This is a genomic window from Spirochaetia bacterium (assembly GCA_022482625.1).
Taxonomy (GTDB): Bacteria; Spirochaetota; Spirochaetia; order Sphaerochaetales; family Sphaerochaetaceae; genus Pleomorphochaeta.
On sequence record JAKVOU010000001.1, the window covers coordinates 1,529,633 to 1,551,151 of the forward strand.

The following is a 21,519-nucleotide window of genomic DNA, read 5'->3' on the forward strand; positions in this document are numbered from 1 at the left end:
CAATAAGCAACAGCTTATTTTTCCAATACTGCCTTGATCCTGCGGACTCCGGCACTGGAAGATTGCTCCTTCAGTATCTTGAAATGTCCCATATCACCGGTATGGGTAACATGAGGGCCACCACAGACTTCCTTGGAGAAATCTCCGATGGAATAGACCGAAACCTGTTCGCCATATTTGCTGTCAAAGAATGCAATTGCCCCTTGGGCTTTTGCCTCATCAAGACTCATCGTCTCACACTTGACCGGCAAATCACGCTTGATCTGTTCATTGACGATATCCTCGACCTGCTGGAGCTCTTCGGAAGTCATCTTCCTCGGATGAGTAAAATCGAAACGGAGACGATCAACGGTTATGTTGGAACCTTTCTGCCCGACATGAGTGCCAAGGACCTGCCGCAATGCCTGATGAAGCAGGTGAGTAGCCGTATGGAGGGCTGTCGTCTCAGCCTTATGGTCTGCAAGACCACCTTTGAACTGCTGCTCTGCTCCGCTCCGGCTCAGCTGCTGATGCTTTCCAAAAGCCTTCTCGAAACCTTCCAAATCAACAGTAAGTCCATTTTCCTTTGCCAACTCACTGGTGAGTTCAATTGGGAAACCATAGGTATCGTATAGCTTGAACGCCAACCGTCCGGGAATCATCTTGGCATTGCCCTTCAGAAGGTTCGGAAGCATCTTTTCGAATTCCCGCTCTCCCTTCGAAAGGGTCGTACTGAATTTTGCTTCTTCAGCTGAAAGTTCCGAATAGATAAAATCCGTATGCTGGGTCAGTTCGGGATATGGTTTCTTGTAAAGATCAATGACAATGGCAGCGAGCTTGTTCAAAAACTCTCCCTCAATGCCAAGTTTCTTGCCATGACGTACTGCACGCCTGATCAAACGGCGCAGGATATAGCCCTGTCCGACATTGGAAGGGCCGATTCCCTTCTGGTCACCAAGGATAAAGACACTGGTACGGATATGGTCTGCAAGGATACGGATTGACATATCGGTCTCTTCGCTTTCTCCATACTTGACTGAAGAAATCGATTCTATGCCTTTTATGATAGGCTGAAACACTTCAGTTTCATAGACATTCTTCTTACCCTGAAGAATGGCGATAGTCCTCTCGATGCCCATACCGGTATCGACGCACTTGCGGTCCATTTCAACATAACTGCCATCTGCAAGTTTCTTGAAGCCCATGAACACATCATTCCAGATTTCAAAGTACTTGCCGCAGGGACAACCGGGCTTACAGTCAGGACCGCATTTCGGACGTCCGGTATCTATGAACATCTCACTGTCAGGACCACAGGGACCGGTTTCACCGGCAGGTCCCCACCAGTTGTCCGATCTTGGCATATAGAAGATTCTTTCCTTCGGAATACCATGGGACATCCATGCTTCTGCAGCTTCGTCATCACGTGGGACTTCATCATCGCCTGCGAAGACGGTAACCGAAAGTCTGTTCACATCGATCCCAAGGACTTTCGTCAAAAATTCAAAACTGTATGCAATTGCTTCCTTCTTGAAATAAGCTCCCAAGGACCAGTTGCCTAGCATTTCAAAGAAAGTCAGGTGATGCGGATCACCTACTGAGTCTATATCGCCCGTTCTGATACATTTCTGATAATCACACAGCTTGTTGCCTGAAGGGTGTTCCTGTCCCAGTATGTAGGGTACCAAGGGATGCATACCTGCCGTGGTAAACAAGACAGTCGGGTCATTGTCCGGAATCAGCGAGCCCCCGCTGATCTGCTTGTGACCCTTAGACACAAAGAAATCAATAAAGTTCTGACGCAAGGCGTCTGCTGTTAAGTCTGTATTCATAACAAGGATAGTACGCATTGCCTTATTTCCTGTCAAGTTTATCTCTGCAACAACAAAGCAAATGGAAGAAAAAAGAGCTACGTGTCATCAAAGAGGGAAAGCTGTACATCCCGTTCTGCAGCACTGCCTTTCTTTTTCCGGGTAATCTTTCTCCCGGATATCAACCGAGCCAGTTCCTGAGGTGTCTTTATGACCACGACACCGTCCTCCTTTGCATAGACTTTGGGCCATTGGAAATTCCCGTCATTGACCAAATGGATATACAGATATAGCTTTCTGCCATATCCAAGTGCAAACTTGGCTTGCCGTACCCCGTTTCCCGCTTCCCGGTCTTCGACGATGACCGAGCCGACTGTCAGTGCACTCATCAAGCGGTTACGGAACAACAGATGCCATTTCTCTGTCGGTGCAGAGGGAGCAAAACGGGTAACGACAACGCCTCCTTCCTCTGCAATGAAACGCTGGATCTTCTCATGTTCAGGAGGATAGTATTGCCCGAGCGAGGTAGCGATGACAGCCAAGGTAGGAGCAAAATCCCTGATGCATCTGGCCTGGGCATAGCCATCAATGCCAAGGGCAAGTCCACTGGCAACAAGGACGCCTTCTTTATTCAATGCATCGGCTGTTTTTTCTGCATATTCCTTGCCCCAAGGTGATGGTGCAAAGGTTCCCACTACCGCAAGGCTTGTCTGTGCAAGCAGTTCAGTCCTTCCTTGCACATACAGGAAGCGTGGGCAATAGGGAAAATCATTGACCTGTGATGGCCACAGGACATCATCCTTGTCCAGGACAATGGCATCCTGTGGCAATTTTTCAAAACAGGCACAGCAATGGTCATATGCTTTCTGTACTTCAGGAATCTCAACATTGAGCACTTCAGAGATGAATGGAAATTCTTGTACAATAGGTTTTGACAAGTCACAATAACCAGCAAGGACATCATAAGCATGTCCTGCAACATCTTCTTTTCTGCCACAGGCTTCCATCAGAATCTCATAGTTCAGAGCCTGTATTTTCCTTTCGTCTGCCATATGGACACCTTATCACAACAAAAAGGGCAAATCAACCGAACTATTACAAAGGAAGACACCAGCTGGAAATATATTATTTGCTTATATCAAAGAAAAATAAAGACATGTTTCACCAACAATCCAGGCTCCAGAGCCTACTATGTTTCTCTTCCTCAAAAGACCCAATGTTTTCTTACTTTTTCAAGAATCCATGTTGACACAACCTTTGATACAGTGTATAAACAACAACGTTGATGCCGCTTTAGCTCAGTTGGTAGAGCAAAGGACTGAAAATCCTTGTGTCCTCGGTTCGATTCCGAGAGGCGGCAAAACTTTAAAAGATTATCTTCTTAATAAAAATCAAATTACAATAAAGAATCAGTTCCTGAGATACCATTTTGGATACCAGATATCCAGAAATTTTGCATTTTCTCGTTAATTTTATACATAGTAAAAGCAAAAAGCTTACAGATCCAAAAAAAAGGAAAAAACATCAGAGCGGCTTTCAAAGAAGAGTCAGGCAAGTGATATTCCACCGGTACTGCTGATAGAACGGAGACAGTGCTCTGGGCTGAAGCACAGCTGAAAAATTACGGCCTCCCAACAACCAACGATTACGAACCTACTCTTGCAGAGTTTGCATCAGGATTCTTTACGCCTGAAGACCCTCATGGATTTAGAAAGCGCAATGAAAGGCGTCATCATGATTTCCCCGAAAGTTATTACAGCGGACTTCAGGCTCGGCTCGACAATTGGATATTGCCTAAACATGGACATTTTCTATTATCGGGACTCAACGATGTCATGATTGAAGACTTCATCCTTGACATTCCCCGCTCAGATGATACAAAGAGCAAGATACTTGTCGCATACCGCTACGTACTGGACACCGCACGACGCGAAGATTATCTCAACGAGAATCCGGCGGAACGGGTCAAAATGGTCACAGTAAGTGATGCAAAGGAAAGGCAGGTATTCACCTCGGAAGAACTCAGCAAGATGTCCGCTATTAACCTAGAGAGACTTCCTCCAACTTTCAGGAGATCAGGACATCTCTGAAAAATCTTCTTGACATTCACAGTTCTAAACCAGCAATTTTATCTGCGAAATTTCGTTTATACAGTACTATTTTCAGGAAGTTTCAGGTATTTTTCTTCTGAAGTAACAGTGATACTCCAGTTATCATATGCCAGTTGATAATCATTTTTTTCAAGAGGATGTTTAATCATAGTATTATAATCCCATCTGTTATGTTGACAGCATATATTCATATATGATTGACACAAAGTCCTTATACCCTTATAAACTTCCATCCAAGATTCAGTAGACCGAAAACAATTTGTCAGAATTTTAGATATATTCTCAGTCTTTTGTTGGAAATCCTCATCGTATGCATTCTTTCTAATAATTCTCCCTAAAAAAGAAATTATATAAAAAGGAGATATAAGCACTGATTGATCATGTATTATAATTTTCTTATTTTTATCTGCATAGTTAAATAATAAAGTTAGCAATATTAAATCATCATATGAGATATGATCTTGCAATTTCACAACATAATCTTTAAATAAATCAGTTTTTTGCTTCAGCAAGTGACTCTTTTCTTGAATGGCAACAGCAGGATCATTAAAAAAAGCAATAAAAACTTGCAAAACTTTTTCCAAATCAAATCTAAGCGCGGCAAAGTCATGCTGAGCACAAGGATTCTCAGAAATGGTTTCTGGAAAAAGTTTTCTATATTCTTCAAAATTATGAAAATAGTTAAGTTTATCTTCCCTTCCCATAGACCGAAATTTTTCCTTATCACTCATCTTGACACAAAGAAACAAACCTCTCTTTTTAAAACCTTCTTGCAGCTTACGAAAACTATCAAATTGGGAAACAGTAAAAGCTTTATCAGGAACAGCAGTTTGTCTATTAGTATATTTGACCACATTTCTATAGAATATATCATTCTCTTCGTTATCTGACGATTGTGGAATAACTAAAACTTTAAGTAAAACATAACTACGATCAAAAACCGAACGCTGTGATGCCGGTACTTCGCTTACTGCGGATTTTATTGAATTAACGGTTTGACATCCATTTACAATCTTTGGCTGAGGAAGTGAAAGAATTTTTTTATTATTATCAGTGTCGGTAGAAATTCGAGCACTACAATTAACTAATAGTTTCCCAAATCTCAACACTATATAATCTGGCCTGAAATGTCCGAATAATACGCCTGTCTGTCCAACAAATCAGTTGCAAGCCCTTGATACCAACATCTTTCTGCTGCAGATGTGTTCCCATGGAGGTCCTTTTCTTTGGGAAAAAGCTCCAGCTATGCCTCCAGCCCGTTGAAATATAGTTTAGATTATGCAATAATATAAACTATATAAACGAGGTCTTACAATGGCTGTACCGGAAGCTGTCAGAAAGGTCGAGAGACCGAAGAATACAATCGTCGTCGCGAACAGGGGCAACGGGATATGCAAGTACTCCGTCATCCAGAGGATCGGATGCAGGAGGGTGGACGGGCGGAACATCCCCGTCAACGGGGCGACCGTCGGCCACATCATCGGCGGCAGATTCGTCCCCGAAAGGACGGCTGTCTCAGCAAGGGCGATAGACCTGAAGGACTTTGCCGAGATCGAGCTCATGGACCGGCTGTCATCCGGCCTGCTGGCGGAGCTGGATGCCGTCTTCAGTGCGGCAGACGCGAGGAGGATCTATGTGCTGGCGATGCTTCGCGTCGCCTATGGGGGCATGCCCTACTACAAGGCCTGCCTGAAGTACGAGCTGAGCTGGGTGAGCATCCTGTTCCCGTCCCTGCCCATGGGCAAGAACAGCATCTGCAGCTTCCTGCAGGACCTGGGCAAGTCCTGTGCCCTCATAGCCACCTTCATGAGGACAAGGGCCGGGCGGATAGCGGCGGAAGAGCACATAGCCATAGACGGCACGCTGAAGACCGACAGCAGCACAGTGAACTCACTTTCGCATTATTCACGGAAAGCCAGGACAAAAGGCACGAAGGACATATCCGTCCTGTTCGCCTACGACATAGACACCGACGAGCCGGTATGCTCGAAGGTCTTCCCCGGCAACATCGTGGACGGACGTGCCTATGAGGCATTCCTGCGGGAAACAGGCATACGGCAGGGCATCCTCATGGGTGACAAGGGGTTCCCGAAGGGCCAGGCCGAAGAAGTGTTCAGGGAAAATCCCGGCCTCAGCTGGCTGAACCCGATAAAGAGGAGCGACAGGAGGATCGGGAACAACAGGATGTACGACTATGAGGGCGTGCTGGCAGACAGGGACCATGATGTCCTGTACAAGAAGGCAAAGGCCAGGGGCTGCTACCTTTATTCCTTCTATGACAGGAAGAGGGCGGCGAAGGAGGAAAGGGACTACTTTGCAAGGATAAAGGGCAGGGACGGCTACGACGCCCGGGCCATGGAGGAGAAAGGCAGGAAGTTCGGCACGGTGGTCTTCGAGTCTGACCTGGACGTCTGTCCTGGCCTTGTCTACAGGCTGTATGACCGGAGGTGGCTCATAGAGGAATGCTTCCGCTACTACAAGGTGGCGACGGAGTTCGACGACACCAAGGTCCATTCGGACTATTCGGTCATAGGGAGTGAATTCATCAACTTCATCTCCTCGGTGATGACCATGAGGTTGGTCAGGGAGTTTGATGATACGGGACTGTCACGGAAGATGAGCTATTCGGAGATAATGGGCGAGCTCAAGTCCGCCAAGAAGGCCAGGATCACCGACGGCGGGGACTGGCTGTTCGTCCGTTTCACTGCCCACACGGAAGAAACCCTCAGGATATTGGGCATCCTACCCCGGGACGTTTCTCCGGAACCCAAGAAAAGAGGAAGGCCCAGGAAGCCCGTCGATCCAGACAGGCCGAAGAGACGTCCGGGGAGACCGAGGAAGAACCCGTTGCCAGTCCAATAGGCTATGACGGTTTCCCTGTCTGAGGCACTATATAGTGTTGAGATTTGGGAAACCATTAATTAACAGTAATTCCATTATTATAATAAAGAAAAAATTTTCTTCTTTTCTCATCTCTTAACGTTTTAATAATTTCACCATTAATCCCGCTTTCACCTAAATATTCTCTAATGTTCTTATCAAAGATTGGATATTGTTTTGCTTCTGCCTCCTCTAATAATCTAAAAATCTCAAGTACAGGTGTAATAATATAATAGGCTTCATATGGTAAATCTAATTTATATTCTTCATTTATTGCTGCATAGCCTTTTCCCATATAAGTTTTCAACTTAAAAGTAAATGCTTGGGACTCTGTATAACTACGTTCATAATATCCATCATATAATTTCTTCAAATCCAAAAACTCAGCTTTATAAGTACATCCCTCATCCACAAATCGATTTCTATTGAAAGAATCAAACATTTTCAATGTACTCTCAGGTAGTTTTTTTTCAGTTGTGCAACAAAAAAATAAATGTACAACCGCATCGCTATCATTTTTTATATCGGTAAATATTTTTTGCAATTCTTTCGAACGCGAATAAGTGCCAGTCTGTAACGCTTCTAGCGGACTATTCAAAAAATAACTTACATCTTCACGCGAAATTGAAGTATTTTCCCCATAGTACTTACTTTGAATAAGAAACAACTCTTTGTCTTCTTTAAAATAGCCAAAACAATCAACACCCTTATCGTTGTATTCCTCGATAAGATCTTTACATTCAGAAATATCCTTATGAAGTAAGTTTATCAATATCCAATAATTAAACGCATATGATGTCCTTGAAAGCTTCGAATCAATCTCACCATATTCTTCCTGAATATCATGAATATCAGTTCCAATTTGTTTATTAAATAATCCTGGATTATAATCAATCATTTTAAATCCCTTCTAATTTTATATTCTAACAACTATTAATATTTGATTAAATTATTTTTTCAATTATATACTCACGATTAAGCCAGAAACTTCTTTTGCATTCCATTCTTCCAGATGGAGTTTCCTGTTTATCATTACCTTTTCTTGCATGAGTTCGGACATGAGCAATCCGATGTTCACTAATCTTAGGTAAGTTCCTAAAATCATCTTCGGCAATGCATCGCTTTGCATCTTCCCAGACTCCATGGACAATTTCGAGGTCTTTTTCTGGCATATTCCAAAACTTCACTTCAGACAAATAATAGTCAGAAGCATCCTTAATCTTTCTGAAAATAACAAAGATAAATTTGCTGACCAGCTCTTGGTAAAAATCGCTGTCTTCCCACTCCTCATTAACAATGTCAGTATACACGATGGGTCTAAAAGACATATGTTCTCTTATCTTTCCATCCCCTTCGACCCTGATAGTTTTGACTTGGATGTCTGCTGCATCAAATTCATAAAAGCTCTTGTCACCCTTTTTGTAACCAAGAATTGCCCGCGCAAGCAATGCATAACGGTTCTTTGCCGTCAAACTGATTTCCAATTCTTCTGCAATATCTTTGAAAGACCTGCCGATATAGGGAGCACACAAATTATTGATGTTCTGCTCAAAAGTGATATTCTTGTTTTTGACAAAATGAGGAATATTCAACGGAGCCTTTCGTTTTTTCTTCCGTACAGACAATATCTTATAGATATGGTTGATATAGGATTGCTTGAAACAAAGCGCCCTTCCTCGTGCTTTTACTGATGAATAGGGCTGTGACTGCATAGATGTTGCAGCAGTAGCACCCTTTGTGCAGGCACCTAAATATAATGTATCACCTTCAGAAATCTCTTCAGCCTTGCCGGCTTTCACTTTGTTGACAATAATCTGCCAATCTTCCCTGATTTGCTCCTCATCCTCTTTTAAACATTCCCACAAATCTACCAAATCAACTTTAAGTAACTGTAGCTTTATTCCCCTTTCATAGAAATAAAAAACAAGCAATATGAAAGCATCCTTCATCTTAAAATGGGAAGTTTCAAATGTTTCCTTGGCAATGTCAAAATATGTAAAATGATTGAGTACAAGGCGTTCTTTCACGCGTACCTGTCCATTCTTAAGGACTTTCAAGGGTGAAGCCTTCAACTCTAGGCCGACTTCTTTAAAATCTGGTCTGGATTCAGAATTGTTAGCCAAGCCGAAATACTGTTCCTCAAGAAATTGTCCAAATTGTCCTTTACCCTTGTATGATTTATAATCCGGGGCAAATTCACCTAAGGGACTGGAACCTTCATAAGTCCCGTATGTACCATTGGTTTCTTCTATGGTATGTCCTTCAAGTCTTCTTGCATAAGCAATGATAGAGTTTTTGCTTCTAGAATCATATTCCATTTTTACGTCCAATAGGTTGATCGATTTCCAGGATTCTGATACACTTTATCCTGCATTGGGTCAAGTATATCATACAAAATGCAAATTATGTTAGGTTAAGTAGGTTGTTTGATGGAAAAAAATACTGTAGTTGAGCTTTTTGCCGGTGTCGGCGGATTCCGTCTTGGTTTGGAAACCAGCGGATGGAAAACCATCTACGCAAACCAATGGGAACCAGGACAAAAAAAACAATGGGCATTTGATTGCTACAACACTCGTTTTTCCAAAGGAAACTGGACAAACATAGATATTGCTACGATAGATACAAAGGATATCCCAGACCATACGCTCCTGTGCGGAGGCTTTCCTTGCCAAGACTATTCTGTGGCAGCGACATTGGCAACTTCAAAGGGAATCCAAGGAAAGAAAGGCGTCCTCTGGTGGGAAATCAGAAGGATTGCAGAAGCAAAACGGCCCAAGTACATCTTGTTGGAGAATGTTGACCGTCTGCTCAAATCTCCTGCATCCCAGAGAGGAAGGGACTTCGGCATCATCCTGTCATGTCTCAATGCCCTAGGGTATGCCATAGAGTGGCGGGTTATCAATGCAGCTGAATATGGTTTCCCACAGCGCAGACGTAGGACCTTTATCTTTGCGACCAAAACAGGTGTTGCAAAAAGAATGTATACAAAGAAACTGACACCTGCAGATATCATTGGAAAGACCGGTCTTTTTGCAAAGGCCTTCCCTGTCCTGCAGGATATTAACCCACAACTCCCCTTGATAGATATTCCTGAAAATCTGGTCGAACTATCCAAGTCATTCTCTGCAGAGTTTGAGAACTCAGGCTATTGTAGAAACTTCTTGTGTTACACAGCAAGGACAACTCCTGATTATCATGGCCCGTTTAAATTCCTAGGAGATATTCTTGAGAAAAATGTCGATGACCATTATTACCTCAAAGAACAGGATTTGGACAAATGGGCATACATGAAAGGTGCAAAAAGAGAAAAGCGAATAACGAAATCAGGCTTTGAGTATAACTATGCAGAAGGACCGATTGCCTATCCCGATTATCTGGACCGTCCCAGCAGGACCATGCTCACCTCAGAGTCAAGCAAAAACCGTTCGACCCATGTTGTAAAGGACCCACAGACAGGTAAATTACGTTTATTGACTCCTGTCGAATGCGAAAGGCTTGATGGATTCCCTGACAACTGGACTAATACGATGCCAGAAAAGAAACGCTACTTCTGCATGGGAAATGCACTTGTAGTTGGACTAATTGAAATCATTGGAAAAGAAATCAATAAAATTTAGACAAACTATGTATTTGGAATTATTTATTTTCCATTCTGAATGTTTTTGTTTCTTTCCCAGATTGCAGGTTTCTTTTCAAGCTAATGTAAATGATACTTCCAGCACTATGAAAAAATCTCTATTTTGCTCAAGATATACAATTGATTAATAGCAAAAACTTCATTTACAATTTTAAGTTGCGAACATCATTTTACACTACAAGGGGAGATATTATGAAAAAATATATTTGTAGTTTTATTTTAATTCTTTGTATGGCATTTCCAATATTTGCAAATGACGCAGATAATAATCAAATGGATAGTTTTTCTACAGGTTTATACATGGGCCTTCCTTTTGTTGGTGGTGTAGTAACGTACCAAACATCTATAGTAGAAATAACCAGTATGGTTGGGTCAATGTGGTCATCCGGTACTTTACCCATAAAAGGAAACGCCATTGAAGTGATGCTTGCAGGTAAACTTTTAAGTAAAGAAAAACAATCAGTATATTTAGGAATATCAATGAGTATTGCTACTTATGATTTGTTTTCTTCTGATGGAGTTCAGAAATTTTGGGGCACAGTAGCCATACCTATTGGATTTGTTAAATTCTTGGGAAATTCTCCTTATTGGATTGATTTCAAAATTGCACCAACATTATATTATTATTCATATGTAGATGGGCTTTATGCTGTTTCTGCTGCAATATCATTTAACAGGAAACTTTAAAAAACCATCACAGAAACTCTTGCAATAGCTTTGTGCTATAATGCTTTTATTTGGTGCCCAGTTAATGCAATAATAATAAAACTAAACCTCTTTCTGACAAAAAAAGAAGCATATAAGCTTCAAAGTTATCATCCTAAGGAGCTTCACATGAAGTAATAAACCAAAAATTTTTATTTACCTATTCTTCCTCGGTTCAGTAAAAACGCCATACTCGTTCTTTGTCATTCCAACCCTATGCCACTGACCTCAACCGGATACAAAAGTACAAGCATACGTAACACTGTCCATTGTATCTGGATAGCTGGCACTTTCCCGATTGCCATTGGACGATAAAAAATATATCCTCTTCCCATGCAGTGGATTCCTTTTCTGACCTATGCCTTTGCCATGGCGTTTTCGCCAGGACCAAATACGTTGCTTGCCCTTTCAAGTGGCAATCGTTTTTCCACAAGACAGACGTTGATCCTCTTTGCCGGTATGTACAGCGGATTCTTTCTTGTCATGCTTCTCTGTGCCGTTTTTCTTTCCGGACTGAAAGCATTCCTCCCCGGAGCCGTATCGTTTCTGAAATGGTTCGGAGCCGCTTTCATAGTATATCTGGCTTACCAGATGGCAAAAAGTGGAAATCTTACAGAAGAAAAAAGTCAAAAATATGAAAAGGGCTATGGTTTCATGAAAGGCTTTCTCCTGCAGTTCCTGAATGTAAAGATTGCCCTCTATGGCGTTACAGCACTTGAAACATATCTGCTTGGAAACTTTTCCATCCTCTTTTCCTGTTTTCTGCTGACATTGTCAGGATTCCTGGCCGCAATCGTCTGGGGATTCGCAGGAAAGAGCCTTGCCCTCCTTTTTTCAACACGCGGAGTGTTGATAAACAGGATATTGGCAATAGCCTTATTAGGAGTTGCCGTCAGCCTTCTATTCACGTAAACAGGAAATTTCCTTCCTGTATTTACAACGTTTACTCAGTAGTTTTGCTTCCATCATGCAGAAATCCTCGGACATACCACAGGTATGCCATGCTGTTGTTTTCTTCCTGCCAGTCATATGCAAATCCTAGGCTTCCCGCTGTTTCCCGTGAATTTTTCCAAACACAATGAACTTCTTCGCGTCACAATTCCTTGACCCTATGCAGGCCTTCTGCAATAGTAACTACATAAGGATGGGAAATTAAAAAAACATGGAACTAAAAAGATGCAAATGGGCAGACAGCAACCCTTTGCTTATCACGTATCATGACAATGAGTGGGGAAATCCTGTACATGATGACAGAAAACATTTTGAATACCTTACGCTCGAAGTCATGCAGTGTGGGTTGAACTGGTTGACCGTATTGAAAAAACGGGAGGCATTCCGCAAGGTATTTGATGATTTTGACTTCTCCAAGATTGCCCGGTATGACGAAAAGAAAATCCAGGAAATAATGGCTGCCAAGGATATAATCCATTCAAAGAACAAAATTCAGGCTATAGTAAAAAATGCGAAAGGGTTTATTGCAATCGAAAAGGAATTCGGTACCTTCGATACCTACATCTGGGGTTTTACAAACGGAAAAACCATTGAATATCCTGGACATGCAACAGGGGAAGTCACCGTTTCAAGGAATGAATTATCGGATCGGATAAGCACAGATTTGAAAAAACGAGGCTTTTCCTATGTAGGCTCAATTACCATGTATGCCCATTTGCAGGCAGCAGGAATCATCAACGATCATAGGGACTATTGCTTCAAATATAAGTGCCTTCTCTGAATCGAAGTACAATACGCAAAGCTTCATTGAAAAGGAAATGCCTATGTTGGCAAAAAAAAAGCCACTTTCCTGATCAATATGCCTATATAAATTCCGCCTTGTATCATGATTTGCTAACCTTGGCTTATACAAATTGATTTTGAACTGGACCTGATGTTTGATCAGGAGTAGTATTATATGCAAATCGAGGAAAACAATGCCAGCCGGAAAACCATGGAACGAAAAAGAAACAATACTTGCACTCTGGCTGTATTATTGTATCCCGCCAGGAAAAGTTGATTCAAATAATCCTCAGATCGCCGGTCTTGCAAAGCTATTAGGGAGATCATCCAATGCAGTAGCATTGAAAATTGCAAACCTAAAGGCTTACGACCGGAATGCAACAGGAAAAGGCATGTCAAACGGAAGCCATTGGGACAGGGAACTGCCGGAAAAGTATTTGCCTGATCCCGAAAAGCTTTTCCAAGACTGCCAAACCATACTTCTGGATGATTTTCCTCAATCCTGCAACAGTATCCACGATTTTCCTCTTACTGATGCTGAACTACAAAACAACTCATTTACGACTTATCAGGATGACAAGACCGGTCTGATAAAAATCAGAGAAAGACAACAGGTGTTCCGGCAGATTCTCCTGACAAACTATCACTGGGAATGTTGCCTGTCAGGCATAACCAATCCCGATTTTCTAGTTGCCAGCCATATCGTCCCATGGGCAGCAGACAAGGCACACAGGGTCGATCCTCAAAATGGCCTGCTTCTCAATACGATGCTGGACAGAGCATTTGACAAAGGTTACTTTTCCTTGCATCCATCAACATACGAAGTCATGGTAGCTTCCGGCATCAGGGACGAAAAATTAAGGAATTACCTCAATTGTTACAACGGACGGGAAATAATGCTCCCGCAAAACAATTTCCGCAAGCCCAAAAAGGAATTCCTTGAATTTCATAACGAAAACATATTTGAACACTTCAATCAGGACGACAGCAACTCTTTCTTTACATTTTCCTGATTTCAGAAAATATCCACACTGCGTTATTCAGTTTCTGAAGGACAAACAGTCCATTTGCAACAGAAAATATCCTTTTCCCTCAAACTCAAACAACATCCGGAACATCAAACAAGGAAGTTGCACCCTGCCGTACAACCACCTGAGAAGCCAGGCTGTTTCCATCAGCCAACCATTGTCCAGGTTGGCTGTTTTTTAAAAAGGAAGCAAGGAACCCCGCATTGAATGCATCACCAGCTCCTGTGGTATCGACTACCTGTAGGGCATCTGCTCCTGCATGAAGTCTTTCAGTATCAGTAAACCTGCTGCCGACAACCGGTTCAAAGTCCTTCCTGACCAGTATGGAAGCCCCGGAAGCCCCTTGCTTTACAGCAATGCAGGGAATGCGATGGCTTACAGCCGTCAAACCTTCATCCAGAGAAGATTGCCTGGAAATGATGCCCAGTTCACGCTCATTGGGAAGCAGTACATCAGTAGCCTCAAGTATATCGTCAATAATAGACGGCGACACAAGGTCAATGGTCGGAGAAGGATCCAAAGCAACGATAACATTATGTTCTTGTGCAATGTGGGCCATCTTAATTGCAAAAAGAGACTGTCTGGCATCAGTCAGCAAGTAGCCTGAAAGCAGAAGGACCTTTGCTTTTGTTACCGCTGAGATAAGCCCGTTACTCGCGTCTGCAGATCCCTCGTTGCTGCCACGGTAGGAAAACATCGTCCTTTCTCCCTGGGCATCGATCATAGTCAAGGTATAGCCGGTCTTTCCGCCATACTGGACACAGGAACAATCTACCCCGGCCAGCTGCATCCTGGCAACTATCTTTCTCCCTATGTCGTCTTGGCCAACCCTTCCGCAGAAACTGCTTCCGACCTGCAGGTATGCAAGGGCAAATGCAGTATTGGCTCCGGAACCTCCAGGGTTCTCACAGTTACGGGAAATAAATACATCTTCACCTGCCGAAGGCATCTTCTGTATCCAATACTGGTAATCCATCATGGCATCACCGATGACTACGACTTGAGACTGCTGTTTCTGCATAAAGGACTCCTCACACATCTTTGAGAAACATGAACCGACGCACTGCAGTACGCCGGTAATCCAAAGCAAATATTACTGCCTATCCCCTATCTGTTTCTGATAATCTACAGCTATCTGTGCAGCAAGAGTTGCATTGTTATAGACAAGATGGATATTGGCATCAAGGCTTTGTCCTGCCGTTTCCTTCTGTATCGCATCCAAAAGGAAGGGTGTCAGTGCTTTTCCTACAATACCTTTCTGATTGGCTTCTTCAATTGCTTCGTCAATTTTTCTGTTGATATATGCTGCATCCATGGAATATGCCTCAGGAATCGGATCGGCAACAAGGATACCACCTTCAAGACCAAGCTCCTGCTTAGCCTTTAGTATCGATGCAAACTCCTTCGGAGAATCAACCCGACAGTTTGCCTTGTAGCCGCTTTGCCGGGTAAAGAAAGCAGGAAAATCCTCAGTGCCATAAGCAAGCACAGGTACTCCCTTCGTTTCCAGGTACTCAAGTGTCAGCCCTATATCAAGAATAGATTTGGCCCCCGCACAGACGACCATGACGGAAGTCTTTGCAAGCTCCTCCAAATCTGCCGAAATATCCATTGTATGGGTTGCTCCACGATGGACGCCCCCGATACCTCCGGTACAGAACACAAAAATCCCTGCCATATGGGCAATGATCATAGTCGCGGCAACGGTAGTTGCTCCATCACTGCCGGCAGCTACCAGTACGGGGATATCCCTGCGGCTGGTTTTTGTTACGGCAAGACCCTTTTTGCCCAGATAGTCTATTTCTTCCGGCAACAGCCCTACCTTGAGCTTGCCTCCGATAATGGCAATGGTTGCCGGGACGGCACCCTGTTCCCGTATGATACGTTCCACTTCAAGTGCTGTCTGCACATTCTTCGGATACGGCATGCCATGGGAAATAATAGTCGATTCCAATGCAACGACAGGCTGTCCTTCCTGCATAGCCTTCTTTACCTCAGGTGAAAAATCCAAGACATTTTTATCCATCATCATATATACACTCCTCAGAAACAAGATATGTTGCATCTGCTTCAGTCTGTCAGGCACATGCAGCTACCGATACTGTTTTCAATACATTGTTATTATTCTATTTCCATCAGCCAGAAAAACTGAAGGAACCATCTGCTTCTTTTTGTTTCATCAACGCAAGGAGTTTTTCTTCCGTAAGCGATTGATTTACGGCACCTCTGCCATCTGCACAGATACAGGCACTCGTCAAAGCGGCAACAACCGTCTTTTCCACTGAAAAGCCATTGATAAAAGCCCATACCAGTGCTGCAGAAAAGCTATCACGGGTACCAGTCAGGTTGACTATAGGAACCGCCTTGGAAATCACCGTCAGGATTTGGTTCTTGTCGCCATAGCAGACCATTTCCTGTCCAAGCGTCACATATACATGCTGGACACCTTTTCCTACAAGCAACCGTACACTTGCTTCCACAGTTTTCCTATCGATAGCTTTCTTGCCGATAAGCGACTGCAGATCCTCAGCATTCGCCCGCAAGGCATAAAGCTTATCTAAAATCCTACATAACTTTTTTGCTTTTGTACTCGAAACTGTCTCAGCAAAGACAGGTACCTTGCAGTTGCCTGCAATATATGCCAAGGCAGCTTCACTCAGGTTTGATTCCACTACACAGGCACATGATTTGTTGATGACCGGCATCCTTGACTTGATGATGGCAGGGCTGAGTTCTTCCATCGCTTCCATGTCAGAAATCCCATATTGCAGTTTTCCATCCTTGCCAATGACAGAAATGTACATTGAGGTCCTCCCGTTGGGGACAACGATGGATCCTGACGTATCCATGCCGACTTCACGGCAACTGCCATGGATCTTTTCCGCATTGACATCATCGCCAAAGACAGTCATGAACTTTGTCTGTATACCCAACAGGCAGAGATTTTCTGCCTGGTTCCTTCCTGCTCCACCAGGAGACATTTCAATATGTCCGGGATTTGAATCATGTGCGATCAAAGGATGCTCGGTACTGCCAAGTATATCCATGTTCACTCCGCCTATAACAGAAACATACGGATATTCAGGCAAGACATAGCCTTTGCCCAGAATAGCACCTTTTTTCATCAGGTTTGAAATATGTACGGCAACAGACGATCGCTTGATACCTGCCCGCTGTGCAATCTCAGCCTGGGAAATCAATGGATTTTCCTTTACCAGCCTGAGTATTTCTTTTTCCCGTTCTGTTATCATACTGTTCTAAACTTCTGCTTACATAGATAAACTTTTATTAATACAATGCATAGTGTAGACCTTTTCCGTAAGATGTCAAGTCGTAGCCATTGTAACTCTGTATAAGAAAAGCCGACAAACTTCTGAACCAATTGCTACTGAATGGACAATACTATTGCAAAATAATGAAACAATGTCCTATATTCTCATATAAATGCATAAAACAAGCATATAGATAAAATATAAGGATACAGATTAGAAGAAGTAAAAATATACCGATACGGTTTATGCTACCCTAAGGAACCATAAGGAAATCATATGGTTTTCTTATGAAGGCAACTTCAGTACAATACCAAGGACTGCTGCAATAGCAATCCAAATGATTGGATGCACCTTCTTGAACTTCACGATAAGGAACAGCATGACCGCAAACATTCCTGCTTCAATAGGTCTGACACGGTTACCATCAAGTATGGCAAGCACAAAGACTTGGCTACAGGCATACCCTATCAAGGCAATGACCGTCGCCCTGAGTCCGTAGAATGCGTAATTTACAAATTTATTATCACGGAATCTTTCCAAAGCTCTGGCAACGAGCAGGATGATAATCACGGAAGGTGTCACCAAGCCAAAAGTTGCTACCAAAGACCCCAACAGTCCGGCTGCCTGATGACCCGCAAAAGTTGCCATGTTGATTCCCATGGGACCTGGTGTCGACTGGCTGACAGCCACCATATTGGAAATATCGCCGGCACTGAGCCATGTAGGATTATTTGCCGAAAGCTCAAAAAGGAACGGTAAGGTTGCAAGACCACCGCCGATTGCAAACAAACCTATGCGAAAGAAATTGAAAAACAGTTCAAGATAAATCATCTGGAGCCTCTCTTTTCTTTCAACAAAGAAAGGACAAGGCCAAGACCAATACCTACGACGACAAAAATCACCGGGGAAAGGGCATAGAACAGCATTACAAGGAATGTTGCAATGGCAATGATTGCAGTCGGCACATCGACTATGCTCTTCTTCGACAGCTTGATGATGGCTGACAGGATCAAGGCACAGACGGCAACCCTGATACCGGAAAAAGCCATCTGCACATATACATTGCTCTGGAAAGCATCCAACACATAAGAAATGATGGAAATGATGACCAAAGAAGGAAATACCATTCCAAACGTTGACCAGATGCCACCAAGGTTGCCCCTTTGCTTGTAACCTATGAAAGTGGCAGTATTCACCGCTATGATCCCAGGGGTACATTGCCCGACAGCAAAGTAGTCAAGCAACTCATCCTCGGTACACCATTTCTTGTTTTCCACGATCTCCCGCTGCAGGATCGGAAGCATTGCATAGCCTCCGCCGAAAGTCATGCCGCCTATCTTTGCAAATGTTATGAACAGGTCTGCAAAAGAAGCATGACCTTTACCGCTTGGCATTTCCTAGCCTCCAGATATACCGATGATAGCGGGGCATATACGTCCTGTCAACAAACAGTGTATGATCATTGAAACCAAAAGAGGGCCGGAAAGTCCCGGTCCTCTTTTAGTAGAACAATTTTCCAGTTACTTACGTCCGGTACGCCCGAACAATGTCTGGTCATAATAACCAGTAAGCAGGTAAGGCATTACCTTGTCAGCCTCAAGGTCCATGACCTTGGTTTCTTTCTGAACCGTCAGGTCATTCTTGCTGTAAGCACCTCCGACAATCGTGGTAATCGGCAGTTCTGCCCAAGGGTCATCCAGACTCGATTGGAGCTTAAGCTTGGCAAATCCCGGTTTCCAAAGCTTGTAGTCATATTCGCAGAGATTGGTCAGCAACGCAGCATGTTGGAAACGGGACACTCCCTTTTCGTCAGGAAGACGGTCAAAATGGTAATAGAATCCGCCGCCATACGTTTTCTTACCCGGTTCCGGCGATTGATACAGCAATGCCGTAAGAGGACTGTTGTATGCACCTATTTCCAGTTCCAGGTCCACCAACTGCGTACCTCTCCTTACAACCGTCGCATGGACATTGTCTCCTTCCTTCCTGATGACGAACTCAGCACCAAGTTTCTTGGGCATGCTTCCATTGTCCCGGCCTGCAGCAACAGCCATTTCAGCTCCTTGCCCACCGAGAACAAGAGAAATCGGATATAGTCCAAGTTTGTCGCCAAGATAGGCATAGACACCAAGGATAGCTTCATAATAGTTGTCGGCAAATGACGGATCGGCAATATGACAGACGGAAAGCGTAACCACAGGAAGTGAGAATGGCTTGAGAGGTGGAGGAAGAATGCGACTGATCGCTTCCGGTTTTGTCAGATACGACATGTACACCCCCTCCTGTTCACGCATGACAGAAACAGGGGAAAACTTTTTCACACCTGCTGCATCAAGGTGAAAACTTGTCTCCGGCTTTTTCTCAAAGAGATGGTATACGAGGTCATACGCGGCATTGGTAGCTCCGGGGAAATTCCCACCTGCATCAACACAGGCACCGACTTCATATACATTGACAAAGTGCTCTTCCAGTTTTGCCGCCAAGGGTACGCTCGGGTTTGAGTCCCAGACATAATACCACGGCATCGCAAGGGACCTCTACATTTTCTTTCGTTGAGGTACGGGTCAGCACTACAGAACCATCCTTTATTTCTTTCAAGGCATGCCCCAGAAGGAAATTCGTACCCTTCGCCTTCAGATGCATGCAGTCATCAAGGACAATGGTCTGGTTTCCGCTGGGAGCAACAGCATCCAGCATATCGATGATAGTGACTGTACAATCTTTCTCATTGAGATATTCACCGCATTCGAGTCCTACTATACCAGCTCCGATGACGGCAACTTTTTTCCCACTAAGTCCTGATGTACCATTCAGCACGTCATTGAAAGTATATACATGAGCCTTGTCGATGCCGGGAATCTTCCCAGGGACAATGGGTCCTGCACCGGTAGCAACGATGATTGCATCAGGAGCAAGACCCTTGATGACAGTTTCCGTAGCTTCAATTCCCAATCTGACATCGACACCAAGACGTGACAGTTCTTCTTCATACCAATCAGTAAGGAACTTGGTATTGCCTTTCAAAGGAGCAGCAGCGGCCACAGGTACCAATCCCCCCAGATGGTCTTCCTTTTCCAACAGCGTAACCTGCATACCCCGCAAAGCCGCCGTCCGTGCTGCAGAAAGACCTGCAGGACCGGCCCCGATGATTACGACCTTATGATGCTGGGCATCGTACGGCAGCTCAGGGTACCAGCTTTCCTTGCACAGCCTGGGGTTGACTGAGCAATGAGGCGGCATGCATACCGGCGCACAGCTCTTGAGGCTGAAGAAACAATTGAGACATCCTATGCATTTTCTGATTTCTTTGTCACGTCCCTCAAAAGCCTTGAGTCCCCATTGTGGATCTGCAAGCCAAGCCCTGCCCAGTGCAATGAAATCCTGAGTACCATCTTCAAGCAACTTTTCAGCAACCTGCGGTTCCTTGATCGCATTGACTGCAATGACAGGAACAGACACATGGTCCTTCACTGCCTTGACAAGGGGTGTCCGCCATCCTTGTGGATACGTAACAGGTTCGATTATGGCTGCTCCGGTTTCATAGATGCCACAGCTGACATTGATGGCAGCAGCACCGGCTTTTTCCAATGCCATAGCTATTGCTACACCATCCTTGACATGTATGTAATCTTCACTCACTCCTGTCTTATCCAGAAACTCATCTACAGAAACACGCACACTGACAGGAAAATCTTCTCCGCAGGCTGCATGGATTCCCTTGATGATTTCTACAGCAAAACGCATACGGTTTTCAAAATTTCCGCCATAGGCATCAGTCCTTTTGTTGGTATATGGAGAAAAAAATTGTCCGATAAGGTAACCATGGGCTCCATGGAGTTCGACACCGTCAAAACCGGATTTCTGAGCCCGAACTGCAGCATTGATAAAATCCTGTACCAATGACTTGACTTCCTCTGTAGTCAGAGCCCGGGTCTTCTGCTTTTCAAACTTACAGGGAATGGCAGAGGCAGAAACGACCGGCTGTCCACCGATGAGCGCCGACATGGTCTGCCTGCCTGGATGATGAAGCTGACAGAAAATCTTGGTCCCGTGCCTATGTACTGCGGCTGTAAGTTTTCCCATCTGTGCAATGTTGCGGTCATGTGTCATAGAAAGCTGGCGAAGCATTGCAACACCGGTAACATCGTTGACCCGACAGACCTCGGTATAGATAAGCCCGGCACCTCCCATGGCCCGTTCTTCGTAGTAATCGATCATTGCTTCACCGGGGGTACCATCAAGTTCTGCGATACCAACACCCATCGGTGACATGACAAGACGATTCTTGATTCGTCACATTTCCGATTTTTCCCGGAGTGAACATCTTTTCGTACATAATACAATATTCTCCTTTCCCACCTA

19 protein-coding genes and 1 tRNA gene are annotated in these 21,519 nt (G+C 44.0%); 8 read left to right on the forward strand and 12 right to left on the reverse strand.

Features of this window, described 5'->3' with window-relative positions; genetic code table 11:
- Positions 1 to 14: 14 nt before the first annotated feature.
- Together LKE40_06985 and LKE40_06990 are read right to left on the reverse strand one after the other, a co-directional pair.
- The gene (locus tag LKE40_06985) at positions 15 to 1,811 is read right to left on the reverse strand and encodes an alanine--tRNA ligase (protein MCH3917193.1); all 1,797 of its coding nucleotides are present in this window, start codon (positions 1,809 to 1,811) and stop codon (positions 15 to 17) included.
- Positions 1,812 to 1,888: 77 nt separating this feature from the next.
- Entirely contained in the window at positions 1,889 to 2,842 is a 954-nt protein-coding gene (locus LKE40_06990) for a DNA-protecting protein DprA (GenBank protein ID MCH3917194.1), read from the reverse strand.
- 235 nt (positions 2,843 to 3,077) lie between these two features.
- Between LKE40_06990 and LKE40_06995 the strand changes: the two genes are divergently transcribed.
- Positions 3,078 to 3,150 (forward strand) — tRNA-Phe (locus tag LKE40_06995).
- Between the two features lie 232 nt (positions 3,151 to 3,382).
- The gene (locus LKE40_07000; protein MCH3917195.1) at positions 3,383 to 3,880 is read left to right on the forward strand and encodes a hypothetical protein; all 498 of its coding nucleotides are present in this window, start codon (positions 3,383 to 3,385) and stop codon (positions 3,878 to 3,880) included.
- A 56-nt stretch (positions 3,881 to 3,936) separates the two neighbouring features.
- Here the strand turns inward: LKE40_07000 and LKE40_07005 are convergent, their stop codons facing one another.
- Positions 3,937 to 5,007: an AIPR family protein gene (locus LKE40_07005; GenBank protein MCH3917196.1), complete on the reverse strand. Its 1,071-nt coding sequence runs from the start codon at positions 5,005 to 5,007 to the stop codon at positions 3,937 to 3,939.
- A gap of 208 nt (positions 5,008 to 5,215) precedes the next feature.
- Between LKE40_07005 and LKE40_07010 the strand changes: the two genes are divergently transcribed.
- A complete protein-coding gene (locus tag LKE40_07010; GenBank protein ID MCH3917197.1) occupies positions 5,216 to 6,763 on the forward strand; it encodes a transposase in 1,548 nt (515 codons plus the stop codon).
- 55 nt (positions 6,764 to 6,818) lie between these two features.
- Here the strand turns inward: LKE40_07010 and LKE40_07015 are convergent, their stop codons facing one another.
- Both LKE40_07015 and LKE40_07020 read right to left on the reverse strand, forming a co-directional pair.
- A complete protein-coding gene (locus LKE40_07015) occupies positions 6,819 to 7,679 on the reverse strand; it encodes an AIPR family protein (GenBank protein MCH3917198.1) in 861 nt (286 codons plus the stop codon).
- 46 nt (positions 7,680 to 7,725) lie between these two features.
- Positions 7,726 to 9,099, reverse strand: a complete 1,374-nt coding sequence (locus LKE40_07020; protein ID MCH3917199.1) for a DNA mismatch repair protein — start codon at positions 9,097 to 9,099, stop codon at positions 7,726 to 7,728.
- Between the two features lie 111 nt (positions 9,100 to 9,210).
- Here LKE40_07020 and dcm point away from each other — a divergent pair, with 111 nt between their 5' ends.
- From dcm to LKE40_07045, 5 genes are all read left to right on the forward strand, one after another.
- Positions 9,211 to 10,398: a DNA (cytosine-5-)-methyltransferase gene (gene dcm, locus LKE40_07025; protein MCH3917200.1), complete on the forward strand. Its 1,188-nt coding sequence runs from the start codon at positions 9,211 to 9,213 to the stop codon at positions 10,396 to 10,398.
- Between the two features lie 212 nt (positions 10,399 to 10,610).
- On the forward strand, positions 10,611 to 11,105 hold the full coding sequence (locus LKE40_07030) for a hypothetical protein (GenBank protein MCH3917201.1): 495 nt from the start codon (positions 10,611 to 10,613) through the stop codon (positions 11,103 to 11,105).
- A 351-nt stretch (positions 11,106 to 11,456) separates the two neighbouring features.
- Positions 11,457 to 12,035 (forward strand): LysE family transporter, encoded by a 579-nt coding sequence (locus LKE40_07035; protein ID MCH3917202.1) that lies wholly within the window; start codon positions 11,457 to 11,459, stop codon positions 12,033 to 12,035.
- Between the two features lie 250 nt (positions 12,036 to 12,285).
- Entirely contained in the window at positions 12,286 to 12,855 is a 570-nt protein-coding gene (locus LKE40_07040) for a DNA-3-methyladenine glycosylase I (protein ID MCH3917203.1), read from the forward strand.
- A 196-nt stretch (positions 12,856 to 13,051) separates the two neighbouring features.
- Entirely contained in the window at positions 13,052 to 13,870 is an 819-nt protein-coding gene (locus tag LKE40_07045) for an HNH endonuclease (protein MCH3917204.1), read from the forward strand.
- A gap of 85 nt (positions 13,871 to 13,955) precedes the next feature.
- Here LKE40_07045 and LKE40_07050 read toward each other — a convergent pair whose 3' ends face one another.
- The 7 genes from LKE40_07050 to LKE40_07080 form a co-directional block, all read right to left on the reverse strand.
- Entirely contained in the window at positions 13,956 to 14,906 is a 951-nt protein-coding gene (locus tag LKE40_07050; GenBank protein MCH3917205.1) for a carbohydrate kinase family protein, read from the reverse strand.
- 72 nt (positions 14,907 to 14,978) lie between these two features.
- The gene (locus LKE40_07055; GenBank protein ID MCH3917206.1) at positions 14,979 to 15,911 is read right to left on the reverse strand and encodes a pseudouridine-5'-phosphate glycosidase; all 933 of its coding nucleotides are present in this window, start codon (positions 15,909 to 15,911) and stop codon (positions 14,979 to 14,981) included.
- 109 nt (positions 15,912 to 16,020) lie between these two features.
- Complete coding sequence (locus LKE40_07060; protein ID MCH3917207.1) at positions 16,021 to 17,136, reverse strand: PfkB family carbohydrate kinase; 1,116 nt, start codon at positions 17,134 to 17,136, stop codon at positions 16,021 to 16,023.
- A gap of 306 nt (positions 17,137 to 17,442) precedes the next feature.
- The gene (locus LKE40_07065; protein ID MCH3917208.1) at positions 17,443 to 17,988 is read right to left on the reverse strand and encodes a chromate transporter; all 546 of its coding nucleotides are present in this window, start codon (positions 17,986 to 17,988) and stop codon (positions 17,443 to 17,445) included.
- On the reverse strand, positions 17,985 to 18,551 hold the full coding sequence (locus LKE40_07070) for a chromate transporter (GenBank protein MCH3917209.1): 567 nt from the start codon (positions 18,549 to 18,551) through the stop codon (positions 17,985 to 17,987). The genes LKE40_07065 and LKE40_07070 overlap by 4 nt, the downstream gene beginning before the upstream one ends.
- 126 nt (positions 18,552 to 18,677) lie before the next feature.
- Complete coding sequence (locus tag LKE40_07075; protein MCH3917210.1) at positions 18,678 to 19,640, reverse strand: acetoacetate decarboxylase family protein; 963 nt, start codon at positions 19,638 to 19,640, stop codon at positions 18,678 to 18,680.
- Complete coding sequence (locus LKE40_07080) at positions 19,600 to 21,420, reverse strand: NAD(P)/FAD-dependent oxidoreductase (GenBank protein ID MCH3917211.1); 1,821 nt, start codon at positions 21,418 to 21,420, stop codon at positions 19,600 to 19,602. The genes LKE40_07075 and LKE40_07080 overlap by 41 nt, the downstream gene beginning before the upstream one ends.
- Positions 21,421 to 21,519: the final 99 nt, after the last annotated feature.